This is a genomic window from Stenotrophomonas maltophilia group sp. Smal32 (assembly GCF_030237085.1).
In the GTDB taxonomy this organism is placed as follows: Bacteria; Pseudomonadota; Gammaproteobacteria; order Xanthomonadales; family Xanthomonadaceae; genus Stenotrophomonas; species Stenotrophomonas maltophilia_Q.
The window spans coordinates 40,192-52,157 of record NZ_JASJSI010000025.1 but is presented as its reverse complement, the minus strand read 5'-3'; the positions used below and the strand labels follow the sequence as shown (position 1 = coordinate 52,157).

8 protein-coding genes and 1 pseudogene are annotated in these 11,966 nt (G+C 69.4%); 4 read left to right on the top strand and 5 right to left on the bottom strand.

Going from position 1 to position 11,966, the window contains the following annotated elements; translation table 11 throughout:
- Positions 1 to 221: 221 nt before the first annotated feature.
- The 3 genes from QRO91_RS08600 to QRO91_RS08590 form a co-directional block, all read right to left on the bottom strand.
- A complete protein-coding gene (locus QRO91_RS08600) occupies positions 222 to 938 on the bottom strand; it encodes an ABC transporter substrate-binding protein (protein WP_019338955.1) in 717 nt (238 codons plus the stop codon).
- 63 nt (positions 939 to 1,001) lie between these two features.
- Positions 1,002 to 2,525: a carotenoid oxygenase family protein gene (locus QRO91_RS08595; protein WP_049428967.1), complete on the bottom strand. Its 1,524-nt coding sequence runs from the start codon at positions 2,523 to 2,525 to the stop codon at positions 1,002 to 1,004.
- A 26-nt stretch (positions 2,526 to 2,551) separates the two neighbouring features.
- Complete coding sequence (locus QRO91_RS08590) at positions 2,552 to 2,974, bottom strand: DUF2141 domain-containing protein (RefSeq protein ID WP_049428966.1); 423 nt, start codon at positions 2,972 to 2,974, stop codon at positions 2,552 to 2,554.
- Positions 2,975 to 3,135: 161 nt separating this feature from the next.
- On the opposite strand from QRO91_RS08590, the gene QRO91_RS08585 reads away from it, so the two are divergent.
- From QRO91_RS08585 to QRO91_RS08575, 3 genes are read left to right on the top strand one after another with little or no spacing between them, the layout of a single operon-like run.
- Positions 3,136 to 4,236, top strand: a complete 1,101-nt coding sequence (locus QRO91_RS08585) for a sensor histidine kinase (RefSeq protein WP_285310363.1) — start codon at positions 3,136 to 3,138, stop codon at positions 4,234 to 4,236.
- Positions 4,233 to 4,871 (top strand): response regulator transcription factor, encoded by a 639-nt coding sequence (locus QRO91_RS08580; protein ID WP_049429006.1) that lies wholly within the window; start codon positions 4,233 to 4,235, stop codon positions 4,869 to 4,871. The genes QRO91_RS08585 and QRO91_RS08580 overlap by 4 nt, the downstream gene beginning before the upstream one ends.
- A 22-nt stretch (positions 4,872 to 4,893) precedes the next feature.
- Positions 4,894 to 5,265 carry a VOC family protein gene (locus QRO91_RS08575; RefSeq protein WP_049428964.1) on the top strand — a complete coding sequence of 124 codons (372 nt, stop codon included), beginning with the start codon at positions 4,894 to 4,896 and terminating at the stop codon, positions 5,263 to 5,265.
- Between the two features lie 84 nt (positions 5,266 to 5,349).
- On the opposite strand, the pseudogene QRO91_RS08570 reads toward QRO91_RS08575, so the two are convergent.
- A pseudogene (locus tag QRO91_RS08570) lies at positions 5,350 to 6,150 on the bottom strand (arylamine N-acetyltransferase); the annotation flags it as partial.
- 203 nt (positions 6,151 to 6,353) lie between these two features.
- Here QRO91_RS08570 and QRO91_RS08565 point away from each other — a divergent pair.
- Positions 6,354 to 8,894: a methyl-accepting chemotaxis protein gene (locus QRO91_RS08565; RefSeq protein WP_049428688.1), complete on the top strand. Its 2,541-nt coding sequence runs from the start codon at positions 6,354 to 6,356 to the stop codon at positions 8,892 to 8,894.
- A 120-nt stretch (positions 8,895 to 9,014) separates the two neighbouring features.
- On the opposite strand, the gene QRO91_RS08560 is transcribed toward QRO91_RS08565, so the two are convergent.
- Positions 9,015 to 11,537 (bottom strand): sulfite reductase flavoprotein subunit alpha, encoded by a 2,523-nt coding sequence (locus QRO91_RS08560; RefSeq protein ID WP_197651248.1) that lies wholly within the window; start codon positions 11,535 to 11,537, stop codon positions 9,015 to 9,017.
- Positions 11,538 to 11,966 lie beyond the last annotated feature (429 nt).

Sequence of the window (11,966 nt, the reverse complement as noted above, 5' to 3'; positions counted from 1 at the left end):
CCCCCCCCCCCCCCCCCCCCCCCCCCCCCCCCCCCCCCCCCCCCCCCCCCCCCCCCCCCCCCCCCCCCCCCCCCCCCGCCCCCCCCCCCGGCGCGGCGCCGAAATTGAGAAACACCCAGTTCGGGGCGGGCCGCGGGGGCGCCCCCCGCCGGGGGCGGGGGCCGCGGGGCGCGGGGAGGCGCCCGCGCCCCCCCCGCCGCCGCCCCCCCCCCCCGCTACAGTCACCGCACCAGCGTGACTGCCTGCCCGGCACGGGCGAACGCTTCGCCCAGCAAGGGACCGGTCTTGATCGCTTCCACCTCGTCGAACAGCGTCTGCAGTGCCTCGGCCGGGCGCGACGCTGGCGCCGCCACCGCCTGCTGGATCGCGGTGAAACGGTCGGCCAGCACGCGATGGCCGGGATGCGCCTGTGCCCAGGCCACCAGCGGCTGGCGCACGCCGGCGGCGGCATCCAGACGCTGCTGATCGAACAGGGTGATGGCCGCCGCCGAGGTCTCCGCCCGCTCGATCGTGGCGTTGCGCAGTTCACGGCTCAGGAACAGGTCATAGGCCGCGCCACGCCCCACCGCGATGCGCAGCCCTTCGCGGTCGAGGTCGGCCACCTGCTGCGCAGGGCTGTCCTCGCGAACCAGATAGGTGCCTTCGATCTCCACGTACGGGGCACTGAAGGCGATGCGGTCGGTGCGTGCCGGATCGATGGCCAGGAAAGCCAGGTCCCAGCCGTCTTCGCCCGCTGCGGCGACCACCGAGGCTGCGGCATCGTGGCAGGTGAAGCGTGCCTGCACCCCCATCCGTTGCGCCAATGCGGTAGCCAGTTCCAGCGAGGGGCCGCGCGGTGAGCGCGCATCGCCCTGTGCCAGCACCGGGTTGCCCAGGTTGATCGCCACGCGCAGGAAACCGTGCGGTGCCAGCGTACTTCGATGGTCGGCCAAGGACATGCAGGACTCCACGGGGCAGGGGAGTCCCAGCATGCCAAACAACGGTGTCCGCGTAGCGTGGACTCAGCCGTGCGCGGCGAAAGTGCCGTGGAAGCCCAGTGGTACCGCATACGGCAGCCAGGCCTGTGCCAGCGGGCCGTCATCCACATGGCGCGCATCCAGCACCGCCAGGCCGCTGCGCTTGTTCACCGGGTCGAGCAGGGTGCCGACCAGCCAGCCGTCATCGGCGTTGCGACTGCCCGGCCGCGGCACGAACACATGTTCCTCGGCCATGATGTCCGGCCCGTAGTGCCACAGCTGGCGACGCCCACGCTCGATATCGAATGCAGCCACTGCGTTGAAGTACGGCGCCGTGGCCGGGCCATCGATGGTCGGCGCGTAGAGGCGCGCCCCCCGGGTGTTGGCCGAACGCGGATCGAACAGCGGGAACTCCACCGCGCTGATGTCCAGGGTTTCCCAGCGTGCCTGTCCGCGGCGCAGGTCCAGGTGCAACTCGACCAGGCTGGCGCCACTGTTCGCCGCGTGCGCGCCGTCCCCGGCCATCGCTTCCTTCATCGGCGAGCGCGCTTCGCTGATGTCGTCGTGGCGCACCGCGCGCAGCACGATGCCGCCGTCGCGGGTGAAGGCATCGCCGAAGTGATAGATCGCCGCGAACGGTGCATCGAACCATTGCGCCTTGTCCGGCGCATCCTTGGCCACCACCGCGATGCGTGACGGGCGCTGCGACGCGAACTGCATGCGCTCGAAGAAGCTGCCGCCGGTGCCGTTGAAGTCGAACGGCATCAGCACGAACACAAGGTGCTGTTCGGTCATCGCAAAGGCATGCAGGTAGCCATGTTCCGGCGTTTCAATCACATTGGCACTGCGCAGCTGGCCGTCCCTGCCGATGTGCCAGACCAGCAGGCCGTGGCCTCCCATCAGGCTGATCGACCCGAAGTTCCACACGCTGCCATCGCGGTCCGGCAGCGGATGCGCGGAGAACGGTAGCGCGGCCAGATCCGGGCGCCAGGTGACCGGCCCGAGGGTCTGCAGCGAATCGGGGTCCACTTCGAACGCCGAGCCGGACTCGCACAGCGCGAACAGCCGGCCATTGATCATCGTCACCGAGGTGTTGGCCACGTTGGCGTCATCGTTGTTGCGTACCGCCAGGGCACCGGGGACGCTTGTGCCGGCCGCCGGGTATTGGAAGCGGCCGGCCTTCTGTTCACGGCTGAACTTCGGCGTGGCCACCATGCGGCCGTGGTGGGTCAGGCTGCCATCGCCGTTGAAGCGCCAGCCATGCACCATGCCGTCGCCGTCGAACCAGTGGTCGTAGCGGAAGCCATCGCGCTCGGTCCAGGCCGGGCCATTGCGGTACAGCGTTCCGGCGAGGCCGGCCGGCAGCCGGCCCTGCAGCTGCACGGTGGCCGGGCCGAGGCTCTCGCTGGTGACGCCGCGCCAGCCCAGCAGCCACGGGTGCTCCTGCAGGCCCTGCGCGAAACGGGCCGGGTCACCGGCGAAGGCGGGCGCGCTGCGCAGTGCGGTGGCGCCCAGAGCCAGGCAGGCGCTGCTGCTGAGCAGGGTATGGAGGAAGCGGCGACGGTCCATGATGGCCTCGGGTCTGGATGCAGGAATCAGCGCAGGGTGATGTCGATGGCAGCGCCGGCAGCCGGCACGTCGACGCGTGCCTCGTCGAAGGTCGGCTTGCGCATCACCTGCGGGTTGTTGCTGAAGCCATAGCCTTCCACCGGCATGCCGACCAGGTTGGTGTCGAGCTTGCCGTTGTCGTTCTCGTCGTGGGTGAGCAGTACGGCATAACTGCCGGCCGGCAGGTTCTTGAATGTGAAGTGGACGCTGTCGCCGCTGGGCGTCGCCTGCTGCGCCTGCACCGGCTTGGCCTTGCCGTCCCAGGCGGCAGCGCTGTCGACCAGTGCAACGCGCAGGGTGCCGGTCTGCACGCGGACATCGTGTACGGTCACTGCCAGATCGGCAGCGTGGGCACCACTGGCCAGGGCCAGGGCAGTCAGGGCGGTGCTGAGCAGGGCGGTGCGGATCATGGCGGTGGCTCCGGAGGTGGGTGGTGTGTTGCGGTGTGGAGCCAGTCTGCGCGGGGCGCGTTGGTGGGTTCAGGGCCAGTGGTCATCGATCCGACGTGCCAGAAGTCACTTTCTGCGTTGGACCCATTGCCGGTTGCTGCCGCGGCCGTCAGCATCAGGTCATGCCCAGCCTGTTCCGCCACCTGTTGCGTCCCCTCAGCCTCGCCGGCCTGGTCACCGTGCTGGTGGTGGGCCTGTCATTCGGCGTGCAGGGCGCCGGTGCCGGCCTCAGCCAGGCGTCGCTTGGCGCGTTCCTGCTGCTGTTCGTGGTGCACGGATGGGCGGCAATGCCGATCCGCGTGCGTGCACTGGCTGCGGCGCTGCAGGCCGTGCTGGCGATCACACTGGTTGCCCTGCAGCCGCGCACCGGAACCGCGCCGGTACTGCTGGTGGTGCTGGTGGCGCAGCTGGCCGAGCATTGGCCACCGCGCTTCGTGCTGGGTGTTGCACTGCTGGCCAACCTCGCCATGTATCTCCTGCTGCGCCACAGTGGTTTCACCCAGCCGTTGCTGGTGGTGCTGCTGTATGGCGGGTTCCAGGCATTTGCCGCACTGACCGCACACTACGCGCGCAGCACTGCGTTGGCCCGCGATGACCTGGCCCGCGTCAATGCCGATCTTCTGGCGACACGTGCACTGCTGGCCGACAGTGCACGCGATGCCGAGCGCCTGCGCCTGGCCCGCGAACTGCACGATGTGGCCGGGCACAAGCTCACCGCGATGCGCTTGAACCTGCGCGCCCTTGCGGCCGACCCTGTGCTGGCCGGGCGCGAAGGACTGGTGCTGGCCGAGCAGCTGTCCGGCGAGTTGCTGGCCGACATCCGCCAGGTGGTGCAATCGATGCGCGATGATCGCGGCCTCGATCTGGCTACTGCGCTGCACGCGCTGGCCGCGCCGTTTCCGCGCCCGAAGCTGCAGCTGCAGATCGGCGAGAGCGTGCGCGTGGCCGACCCGCTGATGGCAGAGACTGTGCTGCGCCTGGTACAGGAAGCGCTGACCAATGCCGCCCGGCATGGCAACGCAGACACCGTATGGCTGACGATCAACGAAGAGGATTCCCGGTTGCGTATCGACATCCGTGATGACGGCCAGTGCGCCGAGCGCATCCGAGAGGGCAACGGCATCGCCGGCATGCGTGAGCGCCTGGCCGCAGTGCGCGGCCAGCTGGAACTGGCCCGCACCGCGCAGGGTGGCATGCACCTGACCGCGTGGGTGCCAGCATGAGCGGCGGCGCGATCCGTGTTGCCCTGGCCGACGACCAGGCGCTGGTCCGTGCCGGCCTGCGCGCGCTGTTGCAGGGGCTGGGCGTGGAGGTGGTGCTGGAGGCCGAAGACGGCCAGGCGCTGCTGGATGCGCTGGCCACCCAGCCGGTGGACGTGGTGCTCAGTGACATCCGCATGCCCGGGATGGACGGCATCGAAGCGCTGCGCCAGCTGCGCGCACGCGGTGACGCCACCCCGCTGCTGCTGCTGACCACCTTCGACGAAAGCGATCTGCTGCTGCGCGCCAGCGAGGCGGGAGCGCAGGGATTCCTGCTCAAGGACGCAGCACCGGCCGACCTTCGCGAGGCGATCGAGCGCGTTGCCACCGGTGAGACCCTGCTGCTGCCGGTCAGCACCGAGCCGGTACGCGCCCGCTACCGCTTCCATGATGAAGCGCCGCCCACCGATACCTTCGGTGAGCGTGAAGTAGCGATCTTGCGCCTGCTGGCCGGTGGCTACAGCAACAAGGAGATCGCGCGCAGCCTGTTCCTGGCCGAGGGCACGGTGAAGAACTATGTCTCGGCGATCCTCGACAAGCTCGGCACCCGTGACCGCACCCGCGCGGTGCTGAAGGCGATTACCCTGCGCATCATCTGAGTTGCCGGCACCAGGAAAAGGCATGAACTCGATCCTGCACGTTGAGATCCCCGCCAGTGACCTGGCCCGTGCCATTGCGTTCTACCAGCAATGGCTGCGGGTGGACGTGGATGCGCCGATCCTGCTGCATGACTGCCAGATGGCGTACCTGCCGTTTTCGGATGACGCGGAGGGTGCCAGCATGGCGCTGGTGCAAGGTGCGGACTACAGGCCCTCCGAGCAGGGCGCGCGCATCTACATCGGCGTGGATGACCTGGATGCCAGCCTCGCGCGCGCGCTGCAGGCAGGTGCCGAACTGCGCTTCGGCCCGGCCGATGCCGGCGATTGGCGAGTGGCCGAGATCCGCGACAGTGAAGGCAACCGCATCGCGCTGCAGGCCCGGGCAGTTCTGTAGAGCCGAGCCCACGCTCGGCTGCTGTTGGCCCAGCCGCCCAAGCTCAGCCGAGCATGGGCTCGGCTCTACAAGATCGAGGCACGCGAGCGCTGCAGCCAGTCGTGGGTCGTCGGGCAGTTGCATGCCGAAACGCTGCTGCAGCACCTCGCGCACATCGCCGACATCGTGCAGCGGGCGCTTGTCCGGCGCCTGCCCGGGGCGGTACTCGGTGTAGTTGCCGCTGCCGATGGTGCGGCGCCAGTCGGGCCCGGTCAGCGACGCGCGCAGCTGGCCCGGAAAGCTGGAATCGGGGTGGGTGCACACGTACCAGTTGCCCACCACGTTGTCGATCGGTGCCGGTGCCTGCAGATCGAAGCGGTACATCGCCCGCCAGCCGTCGCTGGATTCGGCTGACAGCACGAAGTCGCCCTGCTCGGGCAGGCGCTGCAGCAGATAGCGCTCGTGCGGCGTGGCCTGCGGCTGCGCATCGTGCAGGCGCAGCGGCACGGTCGGGGTCAGGCTGCCGAAACCGGCGTCCACCAGCCAATCATCGCCGTCCACCTGCACGCGCAGCAGCAGGTGGGTCCGTGCAGTCAGCTCGCCGTCCTGTGCGGCCAGCAGTACGCGCGCACTCAGCGGCTGCGCATCGAAGCCCAGTGCCTGCAGCAGGGCCAGCAGGCCGCCGTTGAGTTCGAAGCAGTAGCCACCCCGACGCTCGTCGAGCAGCTTGCGCTGCACGCTGTCCAGGTCGATCGGTACCGCGTCGCGCAGCAGGCAGCTGAGCGTCTCGAATGGCAGCAGCGCGTTGTGGCGCTGCTGCAGCAGGGTCAGTCCGGCCAGCTTCAGCGGTGGCGGCGCATCCAGCTGCAGGCGTTGCAGGTAGCGGGGGACATCGAGCGTCGTCATGGCGGCACCGGTCGGGGGAGGGAGGTCCACTGTGCTCCCCCAACCGGGGTTGAGGTCAAGCGCGCCGGCGATGTCATCCCCCCGTCGCCTGTGCCCGGTACAAAGGCCGCGTCCGTCAGCGATCGGCGTGGGCGAACGAAAAAAATCCTAAAGTTCTGTCAGATCCAGCCGATACAGGTGCGTCCTTCCGCCTGGAGTCTGTCATGTCGGCCGTTGTCCCCCACCTCAGGTCCCTGCGCGCGCGCCTTGGCACGTTGCGCTCGGCGTCCCCCGGCCTGCTGCGCTGGCTGCAGCCGCATCGGCTCAGCGTGGCCAACAAACTCAAGGCGACCCTGTGGGTCTGTGGGCTTGGCCTGGTCGCGATCGCTGCCGTGTACGCCTGGACCGGCCACGCCAGCGCACAGGCTGCACGCAGCCAGGCCAGCTACCAGCGCGGCAGCGATCTGGCTGCGAGCCTGGCCACGCGGGTGGCCGAAGCGCGCCGCCTGCAGACCCAGTATGCACGCAGTTTCGATGATGCCGACCGCAACCAGTTGCTGGTGACCCAGAAAGCCCTGCAGGCCGATCTGCAGGCGCTGCGTGCGATGCCGATGGATGCCGGCCGGCGCAAGGCCCTGCAGGCGCTGACCGAGGCCGCTGACGCGTTCTCGCAGGGTGTGGTAGCGCTGTTCGAACGTGTCGATGAAATGGGTCGCGGCGACGCTGGCCTTGCCGCGCAGCTGCAGCAGGCGGCCGATGCCCTGCAGACCCAGGTGGACGCCCAGCAGCGACCGTCGCTGGCGCTGTCCCTGCAGAAGATGCGCCGTCAGGAGGCGCTGTTGCTGCTCGATGGGGATTCCACGCACGCTGATCGTGCGAGCGAAGAAAAACTGCCATTCGATCTGGCGCTGGCCGGTCTGCCTACCGATGTGCAGGACGCCCTGCGCAGCGGAATGGAGGGCTACCAGATCGCGTTGCTGGGCTACACCGCCGCGCGTGTCGGGCTGGATGTGGAGGCACAGTCACTGCTGGAAACCGCCGCTGGCGTGGCACCGGCGCTGGCCGCATTCCAGCAGGCACAGGTCGCGGCGCTGGCCAGTGCACAGGCACGCCAGCAAGCCGGCGCACGCGCCATGAGCGTGCTGTTCGCACTCACGCTGCTGCTGGTTGCCGGTGTATTGATCACCAGCCTGGTGCTGGTCCTGCGCGCGGTGCGCCAGCCGATCCAGGACACCCTGCGTTTCGCCAGCGACATCGCTGACGACCGCCTGGACACCACCCTGCGCGTCTACAACGCCAACGACGAGATCGGCCAGCTGGCCCAGCGCCTGGTCGACATGCAGCAACGCCTGCGTGCGCGCATCGAGACCGAGCGGGCGGTGGCGCGCGGCAACACCCGCGTGCGCCAGGCGTTGGACAGCGCGCAGACCGGCCTGATGGTGATCGATGCGGAAGGGCAGGTCGCCTACGCCAACCCGGCACTGCTGCTGCAGCTCGAGCGCCGCATCGAAGAGCTGGTGGGCAGCGACGCGGTGCGCCTGCATCCAGCGCTGGGCAGCCTGGCCAGCGTGCGCCAGCGCGAGGAGCGCGAGATCGGCCATGCAGGGGTGCGCTACCAGCTGATTGCCAACGCCATCATCGACGAAGGCCAGTTCCTTGGCGTGGCGGTGGAATGGCGCAGCCGTGCGCTGGAAACCCTGTTGGAAACCGAAGTGGCCGCGCTGGTCGACGCCGCCGCTCACGGTGACCTGCATGGGCGCATCGCGCTGGAGGGCAAGCAGGGCTTCGTGCGCACGCTGTCGACCAGCATCAATCGCCTGCTGGCGACCTTTGAAACCAATCTCGGCGACCTGCAGGCACTGCTTGCCGCGCTCGCCCGCGGTGACCTCAGCGTGCGCATGGAGGGTGAACTGCAGGGGGTGTTCGCGCGCATGCGCGACGATGCCAATGCCACCGTCGCTCAGCTCGGCCGCATCGTCACCCGCATCCAGCACGCCACCTCCAGCCTCGACACCGGTGTTGGCGAGATCGTTGCCGGTCATCACGACCTCTCGCAGCGCACCGAACAACAAGCGGCCAACCTGGAAGAAACGGCCGCATCGATGCATGAGCTGACCGACACCGTTGGCCGCAATGCAGATGCCGCAGGGCGTGCCGACGCGCTGGTCAAGGGTGCCGCAGCGGTGGCACAGCGCGGCGGTGAGGCGGTGGGCCAGGTGGTGGCGACCATGCAGGGCATCAGCGAGGCGTCGCGCCGGATCGGTGATATCACCCAGCTGATTGATGGCATCGCTTTCCAGACCAACATCCTTGCGCTCAATGCGGCCGTGGAGGCGGCACGTGCGGGCGAGCAGGGCCGCAGCTTTGCCGTGGTGGCGGCAGAAGTACGCCTGCTGGCCCAGCGCAGTGCCGATGCGGCGAAGCAGATCAAGGGATTGATCGAGGATTCGGTGGCGCGGGTCGGGCAAGGCAACCAGCAGGCCGAGCAGGCGGGCACCACCATGGGCGAGATCGTTGGCAGCGTGCAGCAGCTGGCCGAGCTGCTGGCCGGTATCCGCAGTGCATCGCAGGACCAGCATGCCGGCATCGCGCAGGTGAACCAGACCATCGTGCAGATGGAAGCCAGCACCCAGCGCAACGCCAGCCTGGTGGAAGAAGCCGGTGCCTCCACCGCGCAGATGCAGGCGCAGGTACACGCGCTGGCCGAAGCGGTGGGCGCGTTCCGGCTGCAGCCGGAACAGCGGGCGGCACGCGCGGCGGCCTAGGCGGTGCTGTGGGCCGGAGGGGAATCAGCCGAGCGCAGGCTCGGCTCTACATCATCGGGCTCGGGAAACACTGTAGAGCCGAGCCCATGCCCGGCTCACGCCAATGCGCGGTGGCAGGAATCAATACACGTCGCGACGGTAGCGCCCGCTCTCCAGCAGTGTTTCCACCGCCTCATCACCGAGCGCTTCACGCAGCACCTGGTCCACGCCTTCGGCCATGCCCTGCAGCGAACCGCACACGTGGATGACGGCACCACGCTGCATCCAGTCGCGCAGGGCATCGGCCGCCACGCGCAGGCGATCCTGTACGTAGCCGCCGTCGCCATCGCGCGAGAACGCCAGGTCCACCCGCGCAAGATGACCGTTGGCCTGCCAGGCCTCGATCTCGTCGGCGAACAGGAAATCGTGCGCACGCTGGCGTTCACCAAACAGCAGCCAGTGCCCGTGTTCTCCCGCATGGGCGGCTTCGCGCAGCAGGCTGCGCAGGCCGGCGATGCCGGTGCCGTTGCCGATCAATACCATGGGTGCACCGGTCACGCGATGGAAACCCGGATTGCGGTGCACGCGGGAGGCGATGCTGGCGCCTATCGGCGCATGCACTGACAGCCAGCCCGAGCCCAGGCCGGTGCGTCCGGCTTCGTCATGGACCAGCCGTACCACCAGCTCGACCGCACCGTCATCCGTACAGGACGCGATGGAGTACTCCCGCCCCGGCAGCAGTGACAGCCCTGCCAGCCACAGGCACGCATCCTGCACCGCCAGCGCAGCATCGGCATCGGGCAGCTCGCGCTCGCTGGCCAGCGCCAGCAGCGTGCGCGGCTGGCCGTCGATCAGCAGCGGCTCCAGGGGATCCAGCCCATGTGCCTTCAGTACCGCACCGGCGTGCTGTGCGTTGTGGCGGGGCGCGATATGCAGGATGTCGCCCGCCTGCCACTGCACCTCGGCCGGCGCAGCAAGACGGATGCGCCAGATCGCACCGCCGATGCTGCCTGGATTGAGGCGGTCGCGGCCGAGCAGGCGCCACTCGTGCATCTGCGTGGCGGCCGGCAGCACGCTGTCATCGGTGGCGATGCCGGTCAGCGCGCCCAGCTGTTGCTGCCACTGGCGCAGCGCCGGTACCGCAGCGGCATCGACATCGATGCGCCCGAACAGCGCACGTGCACCGTTGCCCAGCAGCCAGCCATCGAATTGGCGGCCAAAGCCGCAGTAATGCGGGTACTGGCGGTCACCGAGGGCGAGCAGGCCGAACTGCAGGCCCGACAGATCGGGCGCTTGTGCCAGCAGCCGTCGCGCAGCGCCCCGCGCCGCATCCGGAGGTTCGCCATCGCCAAAGGTGCTCAGCACGAACAAGGCCTGCGCAGTGCGCGCGAGCTGCGTGGCATCGACCCGGGCCAATGGCAGTACCTGCACAGCATGGCCAGCGGCCTGCAGCTGCGCGGCAGCACGCCAGGCCAGCTGTTCGCCCAGCCCGCTCTGGCTGGCATGCACGACCAGCCAAGGTGCGCGGCCATCATCGGCGGCGGCAACCGGAAGCGACTGGCGCAGCCCGCGTGCGGCACGCTGGCTGCGGCGACGGTCCAGGTACAGCATCCAGCCAGTGATGAAGAACAGGCTCATGCCCAGGCTGCTGAGCATCACCACCACGCGCCCGGGTATGCCGAAGTAGCTGCCCGAGTGCAACGCGAACACGCTGGTGGCCAGCTGGCCGCCGGTGCCCTGGCGCGCGTAGGGGCGCGAATCGAGGATTGCCCCGCTGGCCGGATCCAGTTGCAGCAGATCATGTGCACGGTCATGGTGGCCGCCGCGCTGAGACGGATCACCGGCCATCACCCGCACGTTGAGTACCTGGCCGGGCTTTTCCGGCAGGCGCAGGTCGATGAAGCCGGTGCGCACGCCGGGCAACGCATACAAGGTGGTTTCCACGCGGCGCAGGTCCAGCGTCGTGTCGGTGGCGACCTTGTGCTTGGCCGCCGGCGCGACGCCCAGCAGGGTGTTGGCGGCGCTGCGGTACCAATCGAACGACCACCACAGGCCGGTCAGCGCACTCATCAGGTAGATCAACAGCACCCAGGTGCCGACCACCGAGTGAAGGCTCCACAGGAACCCGCGGCCGCTGCGCTTCCACTCCACCGCCAACCAGCTGCGCCAGTGCCACCAGCGCCGCGGCCAGCGCAGATAGAGGCCGGACAGGGTGAAGAACAGCAGGGCGATGGCACAGCTGCCGGTGATCCATTTGCCGCGCTCGCCCGCAGCGAGGTGGCGATGCAGGTCTTCGACGAAATCGAAGAAGGCCTGCCCGCGCAGCGCGCTGAAGCGTTCGCCGCTGTACGGGTCGAAGTACACCCAGTGCTCTTTGCCGCCAGCGAACCGTGCGACTGACGGTCGCTGTCCGGTGGCATCGATGCGCAGGCGTTGCAGTGGTCGCTCGCTGCCGGCCTGCAGCAGCGGCACCAGTTCAGTGAGCGCCAGCGGATGCTGGCCTTCGCAATGGTGTTCGGCGATTTCGGCGAAGCCGGGGTTGGCGGCACGCAGCAGTTCGTCCTCGAAGGACAGCACGGCGCCGCTGAGGCCCATCACGGCCAGGACGGCACCGGCAGTGATGCCCAGCAGCCAGTGCAGTTGGAACAGGACGTTCTTGAACATCGGAGGAGGAGGGCCCGGAAGGCTGCCGCCCGCATCCTGCGCAACAGCAAATGAGAATTAGTCGCGTAATTCTCCGGGGCGCCCTGCCTGCGGTCAAGCAGGGGGTATCGGCCGGGCGGCGCCCGGCACCCGCTTCAGGCCAGGGCAACAGCAACAGCAACAGCAACAGCGTGCATTCCGTGGGATGGCAGGGTGGGGGGGGGGGGGGGGGGGGGCCCCCCCCCCCCCCCCCGGGGGGGGGGGGGGGGGCGCCGGGGGGGGGGGGCGCCCGGGCCGGGGGGGGGGCGCGGGGGCGGGGGCGGCCCCGCCGCCGCGTGGCCGGGGGGCGGGGGCCGGCCCCGCGGGGGGGGGGGGCGGGGGCGCGCCCCGGGGCGCGGTCGATGTGCCGCTCCCGCACGGACGCGCGCGGGCCTCCGGCCGGGGCGAGCT